Annotated in this window: 19 protein-coding genes; 6 read left to right on the top strand and 13 right to left on the bottom strand. The window is 64.2% G+C overall.

Going from position 1 to position 13824, the window contains the following annotated elements:
• On the top strand, positions 1–971 hold a 971-nt coding region (locus KBZ07_RS07830), incomplete at its 5' end, for an IS5 family transposase (protein WP_254931085.1).
• A 177-nt stretch (positions 972–1148) separates the two neighbouring features.
• Here the strand turns inward: KBZ07_RS07830 and KBZ07_RS07835 are convergent.
• Positions 1149–2288: an aminotransferase class V-fold PLP-dependent enzyme gene (locus KBZ07_RS07835; RefSeq protein WP_254931101.1), complete on the bottom strand. Its 1140-nt coding sequence runs from the start codon at positions 2286–2288 to the stop codon at positions 1149–1151.
• A gap of 165 nt (positions 2289–2453) precedes the next feature.
• Here KBZ07_RS07835 and KBZ07_RS07840 point away from each other — a divergent pair, with 165 nt between their 5' ends.
• Positions 2454–3242 (top strand): mechanosensitive ion channel family protein, encoded by a 789-nt coding sequence (locus tag KBZ07_RS07840; RefSeq protein ID WP_254931086.1) that lies wholly within the window; start codon positions 2454–2456, stop codon positions 3240–3242.
• A gap of 22 nt (positions 3243–3264) precedes the next feature.
• On the opposite strand, the gene KBZ07_RS07845 is transcribed toward KBZ07_RS07840, so the two are convergent.
• The 10 genes from KBZ07_RS07845 to sppA form a co-directional block, all read right to left on the bottom strand.
• Positions 3265–3438: a hypothetical protein gene (locus KBZ07_RS07845; RefSeq protein WP_197148305.1), complete on the bottom strand. Its 174-nt coding sequence runs from the start codon at positions 3436–3438 to the stop codon at positions 3265–3267.
• Between the two features lie 104 nt (positions 3439–3542).
• Positions 3543–5021: an AAA family ATPase gene (locus KBZ07_RS07850; protein WP_254931087.1), complete on the bottom strand. Its 1479-nt coding sequence runs from the start codon at positions 5019–5021 to the stop codon at positions 3543–3545.
• A gap of 10 nt (positions 5022–5031) precedes the next feature.
• A complete protein-coding gene (locus tag KBZ07_RS07855; RefSeq protein ID WP_254931088.1) occupies positions 5032–5511 on the bottom strand; it encodes a DUF177 domain-containing protein in 480 nt (159 codons plus the stop codon).
• Positions 5512–5528: 17 nt separating this feature from the next.
• Positions 5529–6656 carry a membrane protein insertase YidC gene (gene yidC, locus KBZ07_RS07860; RefSeq protein ID WP_254931089.1) on the bottom strand — a complete coding sequence of 376 codons (1128 nt, stop codon included), beginning with the start codon at positions 6654–6656 and terminating at the stop codon, positions 5529–5531.
• Between the two features lie 53 nt (positions 6657–6709).
• Complete coding sequence (locus KBZ07_RS07865) at positions 6710–7132, bottom strand: PH domain-containing protein (RefSeq protein ID WP_254931090.1); 423 nt, start codon at positions 7130–7132, stop codon at positions 6710–6712.
• Positions 7129–7512: a ribonuclease P protein component gene (gene rnpA / locus KBZ07_RS07870; RefSeq protein ID WP_254931091.1), complete on the bottom strand. Its 384-nt coding sequence runs from the start codon at positions 7510–7512 to the stop codon at positions 7129–7131. The genes KBZ07_RS07865 and rnpA overlap by 4 nt, the downstream gene beginning before the upstream one ends.
• Before the next feature lie 10 nt (positions 7513–7522).
• The gene (rpmH, locus tag KBZ07_RS07875; protein ID WP_006170261.1) at positions 7523–7660 is read right to left on the bottom strand and encodes a 50S ribosomal protein L34; all 138 of its coding nucleotides are present in this window, start codon (positions 7658–7660) and stop codon (positions 7523–7525) included.
• A gap of 54 nt (positions 7661–7714) precedes the next feature.
• Complete coding sequence (locus KBZ07_RS07880; protein ID WP_254931092.1) at positions 7715–8347, bottom strand: DUF2808 domain-containing protein; 633 nt, start codon at positions 8345–8347, stop codon at positions 7715–7717.
• A gap of 55 nt (positions 8348–8402) precedes the next feature.
• Positions 8403–8780, bottom strand: a complete 378-nt coding sequence (gene aroH, locus KBZ07_RS07885; protein ID WP_254931093.1) for a chorismate mutase — start codon at positions 8778–8780, stop codon at positions 8403–8405.
• Positions 8777–9589, bottom strand: coding sequence for a signal peptide peptidase SppA (gene sppA, locus KBZ07_RS07890; protein ID WP_254931094.1), 813 nt, complete (start codon positions 9587–9589; stop codon positions 8777–8779). The genes aroH and sppA overlap by 4 nt, the downstream gene beginning before the upstream one ends.
• A gap of 59 nt (positions 9590–9648) precedes the next feature.
• On the opposite strand from sppA, the gene KBZ07_RS07895 reads away from it, so the two are divergent.
• The 3 genes from KBZ07_RS07895 to KBZ07_RS07905 all read left to right on the top strand — a co-directional run bounded on the left by KBZ07_RS07895 (position 9649) and on the right by KBZ07_RS07905 (position 12012).
• Positions 9649–10584 (top strand): DMT family transporter, encoded by a 936-nt coding sequence (locus tag KBZ07_RS07895; protein ID WP_254931095.1) that lies wholly within the window; start codon positions 9649–9651, stop codon positions 10582–10584.
• Entirely contained in the window at positions 10584–11657 is a 1074-nt protein-coding gene (locus KBZ07_RS07900) for a glycosyltransferase family 4 protein (protein ID WP_254931096.1), read from the top strand. Before KBZ07_RS07895 ends, KBZ07_RS07900 begins: the two co-directional genes overlap by 1 nt.
• Positions 11658–11763: 106 nt before the next feature.
• The gene (locus KBZ07_RS07905) at positions 11764–12012 is read left to right on the top strand and encodes a type II toxin-antitoxin system Phd/YefM family antitoxin (protein ID WP_254931097.1); all 249 of its coding nucleotides are present in this window, start codon (positions 11764–11766) and stop codon (positions 12010–12012) included.
• A 137-nt stretch (positions 12013–12149) separates the two neighbouring features.
• Here the strand turns inward: KBZ07_RS07905 and KBZ07_RS07910 are convergent, their stop codons facing one another.
• On the bottom strand, positions 12150–12521 hold the full coding sequence (locus tag KBZ07_RS07910; RefSeq protein ID WP_254931098.1) for a hypothetical protein: 372 nt from the start codon (positions 12519–12521) through the stop codon (positions 12150–12152).
• Between the two features lie 288 nt (positions 12522–12809).
• Between KBZ07_RS07910 and KBZ07_RS07915 the strand changes: the two genes are divergently transcribed.
• Positions 12810–12947, top strand: coding sequence for a hypothetical protein (locus tag KBZ07_RS07915; protein ID WP_254931099.1), 138 nt, complete (start codon positions 12810–12812; stop codon positions 12945–12947).
• Positions 12948–13173: 226 nt separating this feature from the next.
• On the opposite strand, the gene KBZ07_RS07920 is transcribed toward KBZ07_RS07915, so the two are convergent.
• Positions 13174–13704, bottom strand: a complete 531-nt coding sequence (locus KBZ07_RS07920; protein ID WP_254931100.1) for a hypothetical protein — start codon at positions 13702–13704, stop codon at positions 13174–13176.
• Positions 13705–13824: the final 120 nt, after the last annotated feature.

Genomic DNA, 13824 nt, shown 5'->3' on the forward strand with positions numbered 1-13824 from the left:
TTCTTGAGCGACTCTCCGAATCGATTCCTTGGGAATCATTTCGCCCACTGCTCGAAAAAGGTTATGCGCAAGAGCGCAAAAGCAATGCTGGTCGGCGGAGAATTGATCCGCTGATCCTCTTCAAAATGCTGGTGCTTCAACAGCTTTTCAATTTGAGCGATGATGAAACTGAATTCCAGGTAAATGATCGCCGTTCTTTTGAAGAGTTTGTTGGCTTAGGCGTAATGAACGATATTCCCGATGCTACTACTCTCGCCTTTTTTCGAGAAAGGCTTCGCAAGGCCGGAGTGATCGAAGAGCTATTTGAAAAGTTTGAGTCATATCTTCGGTCCCAAGGTCTCGAAGCCCGTGGCGGTCAGATCATTGATGCAACGCTGGTACCAGTTCCAAGGCAGCGAAATAGCAGAGAAGACAACAAGGAGATCAAAGAGAATCGCATGCCTGAAGGTTGGGACAAAAACCCAGACCGATTGCAGCAGAAGGACTTGGATGCGCGATGGGTTAAAAAGAACGGCATCAATCACTACGGCTACAAGAACAATATCTGTATCGACGTGGAACATGGATTTATCAGGCGCTATGCCGTGACACCGGCCAATATCCACGACAGTCAGATGCTGCCAATGCTTCTTGATCCTGAGAACACAGATGATTATGTTTGGGCAGATTCTGCCTATGCAGGCGAGTGCTTTGAAAACCTACTGAATCTTGGCGGTTTTGAAAGTTGCATTCACGAAAAAGGCAGCCGCAATCACCCGCTAAGCGACGCGGCCAAAGAGCGTAACCGTATTAAATCAGCAATAAGAGCTTGTGTGGAACATGTTTTTGGCTGCATGACCATGTCTATGGGTGGCAAGATGACTAGAAAGATTGGGCTTGAGAGAAACAAAGCATGGTGGGGTCTCAAGAACCTGACATTCAACTTCCTGCGATATCTTCTAAGAGCGGATCGTGGGCTTGCGCTCGCATGAGTAATAATTAGTACGAAGCCGCTTGGGTCAATTCAGTCATTTTGATGTACAATTTATTAGACCCTTTGGCGCCGGAAGGCGTTTTTTCGTAAGCTTCTGTAGGTGTGAAATTCTTGATTTTTTCGAGGTTCCCATAAGGGGCGTAAGCCCCTTTTTTTGTTTGGAGACGGGAGCAACTCAGAGCGCTTGCAAAGCTGCAAGCAGCTGGTCGATCTCAGCTTCGGTGCTGGTGATGTGGGTGCAGGCCCGCAGACAATGGGGATCGTCGAGGCTGCGCAGCCAGATGCCCTGTTCACCCAGGCGCTTCACCACCCTTTCTGGATTTTCGCCGCTGAACTCAAAGCTCACCAGCCCCGCTGGTGGCGGCAGCTCCAACAGGGTGCGGGCCCGGGGGTTGGCCTGCAGTCCTTGCCAGAGATAGCCGCTGCGCCGCTGAATCAGGGCCAGGCGCTCTTCGGCTGTGCCTTGCGCCTCCAGCAGGTGCAGGGATTGCTCCAGCCCAGCGCAAAGGGGTATGCAGGAGGTGGCCACTTCAAAGCGCCGGCTGTCGGTGTGAAATTCGCTCTGGCCGCTGGCTGCGTGGCTAAGGCTGCGCCAGCCGATCAGGGTGGGTCTGGCCTCGCGCACCACCCGCTCCGACAGGGCTACTGCTCCCAGTCCCTCGGGCCCACAACACCACTTATGGCCGGTGCAGCCGTAGATGTCAGCGGCCGCTGCGGCGGCTTCGATTGGAATGGCCCCAAGGGATTGGGCCCCGTCCACCAGCAGCCAGGGATGCTTGGGGTGAGAGCTGAGCAAGCTTGCCACCGCTGCAATCGGCATCACCTGGCCCGTATTCCAGAGCAGGTGTGAAAGCACAACCAATCGGGTGGCGTGGCTGAGCTGGCGATCCAATCGCTGCAGCACCTGCTCGTTTGTGTCAGCGGCAGTGCCGCGCAGATCCGCTACCGGCAAGGTGGTGAGCACAAGCCCTTGGCGGTAGGCCAGTTCGCGGCAGGCGGCCACCACTCCCGGGTGCTCGCAGTCGCTGATCAGGAGTTCGTCGCCGGCCTGCCAGGGCAGGCCCCACAGCGGCAGTACGCAGCCACTGGTTACGTTTTCGCTGAAGGCCAGCCGGTGCGACGGCACGCCAAACCAGCCGGCCAGGTGCTGGCGCAGCTGGCTGGTGGTCTGTTCGACAAACGGCCAGACGGCGCCGGAAAATGGGCCCAGCTCCTGGATGGTGCGCCAGGCGGCCGTGATCGCCTCGAGGGAGGAGCTCGGCAGGGGTCCCTGGCCGCCGTAGTTGAAGTAGGTCTTGTTGGCCAGGGCGGGCAGCTGGGCGCGGAAATCAGCCGGCAGTTCGGGGCCTGTGTTTATATCCTGACTTTTTGAATCCTTGTTTGTCAATTTCTAAATTCGCATTGACTGCTGGGTGGAAGCCAGCTGGATTTAATGGTTGTTTGCTTCGAATTAATGCCGATCCCAGATTTCTCCTTGCTCTTGGCGAGCACGATTGTGCCTTTTGTGCTCAAGCTGGTAGGGGCCGTTGCCCTCTGGATTGCCGGTGGCTGGCTGATTCAGATGGCAATGCGCATTATGCGCAAAAGTTTGCGCCAAAGCACCCTTGATGCCACTGTCGTCGCCTATCTGATCAACATCCTCGCAGCCGTGCTGCGGGTGATTCTAGTGGTGGCCATTTTGGGCTTCTTCGGCATCCAGACAGCCAGCTTCGCGGCCCTGCTCGCCGGCGCCGGCGTGGCGGTTGGGGCGGCCTGGAGCGGCATGCTCGGCAATTTCGCCGCCGGGGTGTTCCTGCAGGTTTTCCGACCCTTCAGTGTGGGCGACTTCATCACCGCTGCCGGGATCACCGGCACGGTGGAGGAAATCGGCATGTTCGTCACCTCGCTGCTGGCACCCGACAACGTGCGCAACATCGTGCCCAACGGCAAATTGTTCGGCGACACCATTCAGAACTATTCCGTCCACGGCTACCGCCGGGTTGAACTGGTTGCCCAGCTCGACAACTCAGCGGACGTGGGCCGCGCCATCGCCTTGCTGAAGGAGGGACTCAAGCGGGTGCCCAATCAATTTGAGGGCATGGGAGGCGATGTGGAGGTGCTGGAATTCAGTGAGCGGGGGCCCCGGCTGGCGGTCCGTCCGTACACCCACACCGACAACTACTGGCAGGTGTATTTCGACACCAACCGCATGATTGTCGATGTCCTGGGCAGCAACGGTTTCCCAGTTCCCAGGATCCCCGTGGCGATGGCCGATCCCTCAGCCAACTGATCCCTCAGAGCATCTGATCTGCTCAGAGCACCTGGCCGACCATCACGGCGGCCAGGGCGGAAAACAGGGTGATGGCTAGGGCGGTCAGGGGGTTCTGCCCCTGGGCCACCGCCACCGTGGTCACAACCCCGGCGCCCAGGCAGGCAACGGCCAGCTGGTTGACCATTTCCGGACGGCTGTGGGGGGTCGGGGTCATGGCGGAGGGGGCGTATGGACCAGACCGTAGGGGTATGAACTTGGGCTGAGTAGGCCTGGGGGCAAGCCTTGTTACCTGCCGTCTAAGTTCGTTACTCCCCGACATCAACTCGGCGCGCTGGCCAGCCTGGCCCTGCCGCCCCTGGCCCAACTCTGCAGGGCCTCCAGCTGTTCCCGGGCGGTGCGCGAGAGTGGAACCACCTGGCTGGCGGCGGCGATCAGGTCGGCCTCGCCGAATTCCCGGTGCTCGGCGAAGGCCAGGTGCATGGCCTCGATCACCGTCTGCTCGAGTTCGGCGCCGGAAAAGCCGCCCGTGCGGTCTACCAGCACATCCAGCGGGATGGTGTGGCTGGGTCGCCGGCGCCCCAGCTGCAGATCGAGAATCGCCCGGCGTTCCTCGGCGCTGGGTAGGTCCAGCAGGAAGATCTCGTCGAAGCGGCCCTTGCGCAGCAGCTCGGCGGGCAGCTTGTCGACCCCGTTGGCCGTGGCCACCACGAAGACAGCGCTGGTTTTCTCCGCCATCCAGGTGAGCACCGTGCCCAGTACCCGCTGGCTGGTGCCGCCATCGCTGCGGGAGTCGCCCCCAAACCCCTTGTCGATCTCATCGATCCAGAGCACGCAGGGCGCCATGGCCTCTGCCCGCTGGATCATGTCGCGGGTGCGGGCCTCGGAGGCCCCTACCAAGCCGGCAAACAGCCGGCCCACATCCAGGCGCAGCAGGGGCATGCTCCAGCTGTGGGCGACCGCCTTGGCCGTGAGCGATTTGCCCGTGCCCTGGGGACCCACCAGAAGCACGCCGCGGGGCAGGGGCAGGCCATAGCGCATCGCCTCTTCGCTGAAGGCCATGTGGCGCTGCTCCAGCCAGTGCTTGAGGGCCTCGAGCCCTCCGATGTCGGCGGGGCTGGCCTCGCTGGGGCAGTACTCCAGCAGCTCGCTCTTGGCGATCGCCTGACGTTTCTCCTCCAGCACCTCGGCCAGATCCTCCTCCCCGAGCTGGCCGCGCCGGGCCAGGGCCCGGGCGGCCAGCTGGCGCACCCGCTGCTCACTGAGGCCGTGGCAGGCGGCGGTGAGCTGTTCGGCCACCCCGGGGCTGAGGGGATGGCCACTGGCATTGGCAATTGTGCTCAGCAGGGTTCGGATCTCCTCCGCAGCCGGGAGGGGCAGATCCAGCAGGGTGATGCTGTCCTCGAGCTCCCTTGGGATCGACCAGTCGGGGGCGGTAATCACCAGGGTGCGGGGTGCCTGGCGCAGGCTGGCCGCCAGGTTGCGCAGACGCCTGCAGACGCCGGCATCTTCGCAGTAGCGGTGAAAATCGCGCAGCACCAACATGGCCGCCTGCTCGGGCGGCAGCGGATCGAGGCAGGCCAGGGCAGCCATCGGGTTGCGGGCGGCCTCACCGCTGCGGTTGGGGGCGCCGCCGAGGCCCTCGATGAAGTCCCAGCGGAGCAGGGTGCGGCCGCCCAGCCGTTGGGCTGCCTGCTCTAGCAGGGCTTCAACCCGCTCCTCCTCCAGGCTGCGAATCCAGAGAATCGGCGTGCGGGCGCGGATCAGGAGATCGAGTTGGTCGCCCCAGCTGTCGGTCACGGCGGCTCGCCTAGGGGGTCAGGTTCTGCAGTACCTGCCAGCGGGGGTCGATGCCGGAGCTGGCGCTGCTCCAGGTGGCAGGGCCCGGGCAGTGGCTGCCGCAGTGATTGACGATCGGCAGTTGCAAGCTCAGCTGCTCGAAGATCCAGTGCTCCGGATCGAAGCTGCCCCTCGGATCGAGCCTTTCCACCAGCTGGCCGTCATCGCTCTCTGCCGCGCCGATCAAGACCAGCTCGGTGCTGGCGGCGCTCAGGGTCAAGTTGAAGTGCTGAAGGCAGCGGTCGCAGCAGAGGGTCACGATCGCTTCGGCCCTGCCCCTGACCTCCAGCACATTGCCCCGGTGGGTGGCCTGCAGTTCGCCCCGCACCGGCGTGAGTGTGGCCAGCCCGGCGATCGGCTGGCCGATCTGCCAGTGGCGGCCCCCATCCAGGTGCTGCAGCTCCTGAAGGGGAAGCGGGCGCAGGGGATCGGGCTCGGATTGGTCGGGCAAGGGCTCAGGAGGGTGGGTTATTTCTTGCCCTTGGGCTCGAAGGGCATGCGGCTGCCACTGGCGCTGACCGTGACCGGTTGCTGGGCCATCTGCTGGTCGAGGATCGCCTGCAGGTTGTCCGGCAGGGCCTCGCGGCTGAGCAGGAAGGTCTGCAGGGCCTGGAAGATGTTGGCCACCACCATGTAGAGCAGCACGCCGGCCGGCAGCGGGAAGAACAGGAACATGCCCGTGATCATCACCGGCGTGATCTTGTTGGCCGTGGACTGCTGGGGGTTGGCCGGCATGCCCATGCCAGAGAGGATCTGGGAGGCAAACAGGCTGGCGCCGAATCCGGCCACCAGGATCGCGATATCCCAGTTGACGGCTCCGTCGGTCATGAAGCCCACCTGACCCAGGGCCTTGATGAACAGGAAGCCGCTGCGGGCCGCCAGGCCGGGGATCTTGGCCTCCACGGTGGCGTCACCGGTGCCCAGGGCTGTGACGGTGCCATCGCTGGAGACACTCACCACTCCCTCGCCCTTGCTGACGCTCCAGGTGGGGGAGAAGGCGTCGCCGTGCTCGATGGCCTTGAGCACGGAGTCAAAGCTCTCGCCTTCTTTGGTGTGCAGCTTCACCTGGGCCGAATCACCCACACCCAGCTTGGTGCCGCCCTCCAGGCTGGCAATGACGGGCACGTGGCTGGTTTCGGTGATGAAGATCGAGTGGCTGGCGCTGTTGAAGGGTTTCGGCTCCACCGCTGCGATCTGCTCAGCGGGCAACACCTTGAGGTTCAGGGTGTAGGGCACATCGGCAAACGGTGAGCCCCGCAGGGTGGCGAACAGGGCAAACAGGATCGGCATCTGCACCACCAGGGGCAGGCAGCCGGCCAGGGGGCTGCCGAACTCCTTCATCAGCTGGCCCAGTTCTTCCTGCTGTTTCTGGGGGTTGGAGGCGTACTTGGCCTTGATCTCGGCCTGCCGCTTCTGCATGGCGGGCTGGGCAATGCGCATGCGCCGGGCATTGCGGATCGAACCGGCGCTCAGGGGGAACAGCGCCAGCCGGATCACCACCGTCAGGGCAATGATCGCCAGCCCGTAGCTGGGCACCAATCCGTAAAAGAAATCGAGGATTGGAAGCAGCAGATTGTCGGAGATGTACCCGATCACGGCAGAGGGGCTCTGGGGGTAGGGGGGAGCGTGGGCTCAGTGTGACTGATGGTCTAGGCGGCCATGCCCTTCGGTGTGGAGCTCTTGGCCTGGCGGCGTTCCTCGATGTAGGTCTCCAGCTCGCGGAAGCCAGGCACCGAGCGCATCTCCAGCTTGGAGCCGTCGTTCAGCACCAGCACCATGTCGCCCCACAGACCGAAGCCCCGGGGCACGCTGCGCACCTCCCGGATTTGGCTGTACACCACCTGGGTGCGATCGCGGCCCAGCCAGCCGCCGTTCACTTCGATGCGGCGGCTGGTGATGCGGAAGCGCAGCCACAGGGCCCGCACGATCGCTCCGACGGCAAAGGGAATGCCAATCAGCGTCAGCCCCAGGAGCAGGTTGAACACCAGATCCCCCTTGGCCGGCCCACCCTCGTAAAAAACGGTTTCCTGGATGCTCTTGCTTTCTTTGCTCATGCTGCTGTCTTGGCTCATGGCGTCAGGCCTGCCTGGTGCAGAAGTTGGTTGCATTCTCCCAGCAGGGCCTGGTTGGGGAGATCGGCACTGCCCGGTTTGAGGCTGAGCAGCAGCCAGAGGGAGCGTCCACCTGCTCCGATCGACAGGGCCAGCAGGTGGCCGTGGAGCAGGCGCCGCAGTCGATTACGCCGCACGGCCCGCTTGTGAACCTTGCTGCTCACCACCACCCCACAGCGCCAGGGGCTCGGGGGGTGGAGCTGTTGCTCAAGGGGGAGCAGGCCGGGCTGGGCATCGAGGATGCGCAGCACCATTGCTGGACCCTGGTGCCGACTTCCCCTCTGGTACACCTGGTCAAACACACGCTGCCCCTTGAGCCGGTGACGCTGGGGCAGGGCCAAGGGAAGGGCCCTAAACAGCCAGCCGGGCGCGGCCGCGGCGGCGCCGGGTGCGGATTACGCGGCGGCCGGTGTGGCTGCGCATGCGCACCCGAAAACCGGAGACGCGCTTGCGCTTACGGCTTGTTCCTTCCAGGGTGCGCTTAGTCATGGCTGGCTTGTTGCTGCGCTCGTCGCGTCGGTATTGGGCGTAAGGGCCAACCTATCAGTTGCTGGGCGGATCGATCTGAATCAGCCAGCTGCCCAGATAGCCGGCAATTGGCACATCGCCCGGGGCCTGGGCCAGGGCGTTGAACTGATACATGCCGATGTTGAACGGGTTGAAGATGTTCATGTAAACCCCAATCGTGCCCGTCTCCGGAATGGGGGTGTCGGGGAAGATCTCAATGGCGCTGCCGTTTTCAGCAATTTCGATCGTGGCCGGGATCGTCTCCTGGCACTTGGTGCGCGACATCATGCCGCCTTCGCTCATCTTGCAGAGCTTGACCCGTTTGGGATCGATCTTGGCGTCGAAATAGCTGGGGATGCTGATGCTCAGCTTCAGGATTGCTGTTTTGCGGTCTTTCGGTCTGAGAATCAGGTAATACTCCGAGCGCTTGAGACGCTGGGTCTCGGTCATGAAGTAGTAGAGCTTGCGGTAATCCTTGGTGTTGTCCCAGCGGAACTCCATCAGGCTCGGGGTGCCCTGGGCCCGGACTGGTTGCTCCAGCGCGCCAGGGGCCAGGGCTCCCAGCCCGGCCAGGGCTGCGGCTGTCACCAGGGCAGGCAGGGGAGCCACAAGGCGACGCAGGGGAGGGAAGCCCATCAGGGAGATACCGGTGAGAAATTCAATTCTCATCAGCCAGGGCCTGGCCCGCTGGTCTCGGTGGTCGGCCCTGCAGGTGGCGGCCGGATCAGGGATCGACCCGGTCGGGCCTGAGCTGGGCCGCTGCCCGCAGGTAGGGATGGAGCGGCGCCTGCTGGGGGGGGAGCCAGGCATGGGCCAGGAGCCGGATACAGCGGGGCAGATCACCCACTACGGCCATCTGCTGGCAATCGAGCAGGGCCACCTGGCCCCAGCCTGGCTGGCGTCGGGCGATGGCGGCCGGGAAGCAGGCATCGAGATCGCCGGTCACCGAAAAGGTGACCGATACCAGCTGCTCCGCCCCCAGGCCATTGCGCGCCACCAGGGCCTGCACCAGTTCGGCCACGGCAGCTTCGATCGCCGCGGCGGTGTTGGCGTCGGCGGTGGTGGCCCCGCGCAGGGCGCGCAGCACAGGGGACTGGGTCATGGCCGGTAGAGCCACAGCGGTTGGCCGTTCCAGGCGAGTTCGAGGCTGAGGGCCTGGCCCAGTCCCCGCAGCTGACTGCGGCCGGGCAGCAGCCCGGCGAAGCGTTTCGGCGGGCTGCCAAAGGTGATCGTTCGGGTTTTTTCTGGGTCGAGGTCGGCCAGCTCGGCGGCCAGCCGCCGGGCCGTCTCCTCATCGCCCAGGCCATCGACCAGGCCATGTTCCTTGGCCTGGGCACCGCTGAACACCCGGCCATCGGCGAAGGCCCGCACCTGCTTCTGGTCCAGCCCCCGACCCGTGGCCACCGCCTCGACAAACTGGTCGTAGCTTGAGTCGATCAGGCCTTGCAACAGCTCCCTTTCCCCTTCGGTGAGGGCGCGATCGGGGGAGAGGATGTCCTTGTAGAGGCCGCTTTTGACGGTTTCAAAGCTCACCCCCACACGCTTGAGCAACTTGGAGAGATTGTTGCCGCGCAGGATCACGCCGATGGAGCCGGTGATCGTGCCCGGGTTGGCAATGATCTTCTCGGCCGCGACGCCGATGTAGACCCCGCCGGATGCGGAGATATTGCCGAAGCTGGCGACAACCCTGCATCCCTTCTCCCGCAGGCGTAGCAGGGAGCTGTGAATTTCCTGGCTGTCGCCCACGGTGCCGCCCGGGCTGTCGATGCGCAGCAGCAGGGCGGGGCATTCGCGCTGCTCCACCTGGTGGATGGCCTTGAGCACCCGGGTGCGGGTGGCGCCGGCGATGGGACCCTCGATGGCGATGCGCGCCAGGGTGCGACGGGTCTTGCGACGCCAGGGCCAGGGCATTGGGTTGCGGTGAAGTGGTTGGATCTTAAAAAGAATGCCCCCACCGGCCATCAAGCGCCATGCCCCAGGCCCTGCGATGGCCCCTGATGTTGCTGCCCTTTGCCCTCTGGGGCACGGCGATGGCGGCAATGCGTCCCCTGCTGGAGGGGGGCACTCCCCTGCAGGTGGCCAGTTTGAGGTTGCTGCCCGCAGGTGGCCTGGTGCTGGTGGCGGCAATGCTGCTGGGCCGCTCCCTGCGGGTAGCCGCCAGCGATTGGCCCTGGCTGCTGCTCTTCGCCCTGGTCGATGGCAGCCTGTTCCAGGGCCTGCTGGCCAGGGGCCTGGGCCAGACCGGGGCCGGTTTGGGCTCGGTTTTGATCGACTCCCAGCCCCTGCTGGTGGCCCTGCTGGCCCGCAGTCTGTTTGGCGAGGCGATCAATCCGGTGGGCTGGGTGGGCCTGCTGCTCGGGTTGCTTGGCATCCTCTGTTTGGGTTTGCCGGCGCCGGTGCTGCGCCATTGGTGGCTGGAGGGTCCAGCCGCCCTGGGGGAGCAAGCCTGGAGCCACGGGGAACTCTGGATGTTGGCGGCGGCGGCGGCGATGGCCATCGGCACGGTGCTGAGCCGCTACGCCAGCCGCCAGAGTGATCCGGTGGCGATCACCGGCTGGCACATGCTGATTGGCGGACTGCCCCTGTTGGGCGGCGTTGGCCTGGCCGGCTCCCCCCTGCCCGCCTGGAGTCAGGCGGAGTGGGGCCTGATGGCCTACGCCACCGTGTTCGGCAGTGCCCTGGCCTACGGGCTCTTCTTCTGGTTTGCCAACAGCGGCGACCTCACCGGTTTCACGGCGCTCACTTTTTTAACGCCGGTGTTTGCCCTGCTCTGTGGTGTGTGGTGGCTCGATGAGCAGTTGCGGCCGCTGCAGTGGCTCGGGGCGCTGCTGGCCCTGGTATCGGTGCTGCTGATCAGCCGCCGCAAGCAGCTCTGGCAGGGCGGTTCGATGGAGCAGCAGGTCTGATGAAGATTCTGGTGGTGAGCACCCCCTTGGGGGCCCTGGGCAGTGGCTGTGGCGGTGGGGTGGAACTGACTGCCACCACCCTGGTGGCGGGCCTGCTGGAGCGGGGCCACGCGGTAACGGTGCTGGCGGCTGGGGGGTCGGTGCTGCCGCCAGCCTGCGCCGCCGCAACCCTGTGGACCTGCACTGGCCGATCCCAGCCCAGTGCCCAGCACCAGGAGCGCAGCGCCCCGATCACGATGCTGGCCGATGGGCTGCTGCCGCGCTTTTGGCGGCGGGTGCTCCTGGAGGGCCCGGCGGCGGGCTTTGAGCTGGTGCTCAACCTGGCCTACGACTGGCTGCCCTTCTGGTTGACCCCCTCGGCGCCGCTGCCGATATTCCATCTGGTCAGCATGGGCTCGGTGGGGGAGGCCATGGATGGGGTGATCGCCGATGTGGCCCTCTGGGACCAGCGGCGGCTGGCCTTCCACAGCGCCGTTCAGGCAGCGGATTTCAACCTGCCCCAGGCGCCGGTGGTGTTGGGCAATGGCTTTGATCTGGCGGCCTATGGGTTTTGCGCCGAGCCGGAGCCGCTGCTGGGCTGGGCTGGGCGGGTGGCGCCGGAAAAGGGGCTGGAGGATGCGGCGGCCGCGGCGGCCCAGCTGGGCTTGCCCCTGGCGGTGTGGGGCCTGGTCGAGGATCCTGTCTATGCGGCGGCAGTGGAGGCCTCGGTGCCGGCCGGCACCCTGCAGTGGCGGGGCTTCCTGCCCACCGATCAGCTGCAGGAGCAGCTGGGGCGCTGCCGGGCCCTGTTGAACACCCCCAAGTGGAACGAGGCCTACGGCAACGTGGTGGTGGAGGCGCTGGCCTGCGGCGTGCCGGTGGTGGCCTACCGCCGCGGCGGTCCGGGCGAGCTGGTGCAGCCGCAGCTGAATGGGCTGCTGGTGGAGCCCGATGATGTGGGGGGCCTGGTGGCGGCGGTGGCCCAGGTGGGGGCAATCGATCGACGCGCCTGCCGCCAGTGGGCCCAGGCGAACGCCTCCCGAGAGGTGCTGGCGGAGCGGGTTGAGGCGTGGCTGCTGGCTGGGCTGCGCTGACATCGGCAGCTGGGGTGGGTGTTGTTTTGAGTGTTTGCGTTTTGCGGGTTTGGGTTTGTGAAACGGTTTCCGTGCGGGCTCAAACGGCGTTCTGGATTCTTAGGTCATGCGGCAGGTGAACATGCAGGAGGCCCAAACCCACCTCTCGCGGCTGGTGGAGGAGGCAGCAGCAGGGGAACCGTTTGTGATCTGCAAGGCCGGCCGGCCCATGGTGCGCTTCACCTCCCTCAACGAAGCAGGTGCTGCTGCGGCACCGCTGCGGCGCCTGGGCCTGCTGGCCGGCCAGTGCCAGGTGCCCGACGACTTTGATCAGCTGGCCGCCGCCGAGATCGCCGATTTGTTTGAAGGCGCCTGAGGCCAGCGATGGGCACGCCCTAATGGCTGCCTGCGGCGCTGGGACTTGCTCGATGGCCTGCGGCTGATCACAAGCCGGAGGCACCCATACGATCTGCACCCCTCAGGCGAACGGCCGGTACTCGAGCAGGAAGGCGATCAAGCCTCGGAGTTGTTGGGTGTGCTCAGGGGTGGGGTCGAGCTGGTGCTGGAGCTGGACAAGAGTGCATCGAGCTTGGAGTTGAGCTCGTTGAGCTGCGCGATCTCGCTCTTGAGCTGCCCCATCCTCTGCTCGTGTGCGATCGAGCGCTGCTCGTCTTCGATCTTCAGCTGCTCGCTCTCTTTCTGCAGCTGCTGCATTCTCTGCTTGTATTCGATCTCTCTCCGATCGAACGCGATCTCTCTCAGCTCGTAGTCGACGACGGGTCGCCAGTTCAACATCGCCAACCAACGTCGGAACCAGGGCAAAGAGGAGTAGTACTCCGATTTGCTGATTGAGCTCAACGGTGCCGATGAAGGGGATTGAGGCATGGCTGTAGGACGAGAAGAGAGTGATCAGCGCCAGCAGGCCGCCGATGACGAGGGTGATCCAGCCTTGGATATCGAAGACCAAAACCCTACCCAAGCCGAGCCCTCGTCGCTCACTGCATAGTACGCCAGTACTTGCCAAAGCGAACGCGCGCGGCGATGCTCTCAGGGTGCAGGGGCTGCAATGGTGGCGGGCGTGGCCCAAGTGAAAGGAGCCCACGGGCAGGCCGGCCTGGGGCTGTTGGCCGCCGCCGAGATCGCCGATCTGTTTGAAGGCGCCTGAGGCCAGCGATGCGCTTGCTGCTCGATACGCCGGTGTTCAGTGTGGCCAGCCTGTGGGAGCTGGTGATCATGCAGGCGCTGGGGCGGCCTGATTTCAGGGTGGAGCCGGCCGTGCTGCGCCGAGCCCTGCTTGAGGGCGGCTGGTAGGAACTGCCGCCCCTGCATCGCGATCCCTTTGGTCGGCTGTTGCTGGTCTGGCGGCCTATCCGGGGCCGCTGCGGCTGATGGGCGGGATGGGTTGAATCACGGTCAGGTTGATCGGGATGATTGGGACCGTTGTTGCGCGCCCGGTTGCGCTCCTGCGAGAAAATGAGGTGTTGCTTGGGGTGGATTGGCGCTAGGGGGACAGGGCCATCGCCCGCTGCCTGCGGGATCAGTAGGCAGTTAGCCAGCCTTCGCTACGGCCGGCCTCCATTATTTCTAGTACCAGTGTTTCGAGCTGGTCGGGGGTGAGGCCAGCAGCGAGAAGAGCGCTGATCTCCCGCAGAACCTCGGAGCTTCCCGCTGGATCCCAGTGCTGCAGGAATAGCAACCGGCGCAGGCCCAGATCGGCGTTCTGACTGAGCTGAACGGCTGCGGCGCGGTCGTGCTGGATGGAGCTGGGCATGCCGGCCGAGATCGTGCTGAAGAACGGCAGTGAGATGGAGGCACTCAAAGTGCCTTTGCGGATCCATTGCCTGAGGGCCATGTCGATCGGCACCAACTTGCCGGTGGCTTCTCGAGCCCGCATGGCATTCACCAGCCGTTGTGCCCCATCGCGACTGAGCAGATACGATGACGAGCATGCCAAATACTGGCCGCCGTTGAGTAACAGAACGGCGGTATCATCGATTTGTCGCTTGCGCTCCAGAGCTCGAAAACGGCGGTAGAGCGTCGTGGTGAGGAAGGCCTCTCTTAAGGGCACCTCGAAAAATGCGATCAGGGCTTGCCTGAAGGCGACAATAACTTATACTTTGAATAGTTAATTGCATCCCTGGTATGGGCCAAAGAGGCTTCTGGGACGAGCAGCAGAGGGTTGACAAGC

The sequence above is a fragment of the Cyanobium sp. BA20m-14 genome, from assembly GCF_024346295.1.

Bases quoted from the DNA above. Each gene is read 5' to 3' on its own strand.
- aroH (WP_254931093.1), bottom strand. From the start codon at position 8,780: ATGACCCAGTCCCCTGTGCTGCGCGCCCTGCGCGGGGCCACCACCGCC.
- KBZ07_RS07880 (WP_254931092.1), bottom strand. From the start codon at position 8,347: ATGAGAATTGAATTTCTCACCGGTATCTCCCTGATGGGCTTCCCTCCC.
- KBZ07_RS07865 (WP_254931090.1), bottom strand. From the start codon at position 7,132: ATGAGCCAAGACAGCAGCATGAGCAAAGAAAGCAAGAGCATCCAGGAA.
- sppA (WP_254931094.1), bottom strand. From the start codon at position 9,589: ATGCCCTGGCCCTGGCGTCGCAAGACCCGTCGCACCCTGGCGCGCATC.
- KBZ07_RS07910 (WP_254931098.1), bottom strand. From the start codon at position 12,521: ATGCCTCAATCCCCTTCATCGGCACCGTTGAGCTCAATCAGCAAATCG.
- KBZ07_RS07900 (WP_254931096.1), top strand. From the start codon at position 10,584: ATGAAGATTCTGGTGGTGAGCACCCCCTTGGGGGCCCTGGGCAGTGGC.
- KBZ07_RS07895 (WP_254931095.1), top strand. From the start codon at position 9,649: ATGCCCCAGGCCCTGCGATGGCCCCTGATGTTGCTGCCCTTTGCCCTC.
- KBZ07_RS07915 (WP_254931099.1), top strand. From the start codon at position 12,810: ATGCGCTTGCTGCTCGATACGCCGGTGTTCAGTGTGGCCAGCCTGTGG.
- KBZ07_RS07845 (WP_197148305.1), bottom strand. From the start codon at position 3,438: ATGACCCCGACCCCCCACAGCCGTCCGGAAATGGTCAACCAGCTGGCC.
- rpmH (WP_006170261.1), bottom strand. From the start codon at position 7,660: ATGACTAAGCGCACCCTGGAAGGAACAAGCCGTAAGCGCAAGCGCGTC.
- KBZ07_RS07905 (WP_254931097.1), top strand. From the start codon at position 11,764: ATGCGGCAGGTGAACATGCAGGAGGCCCAAACCCACCTCTCGCGGCTG.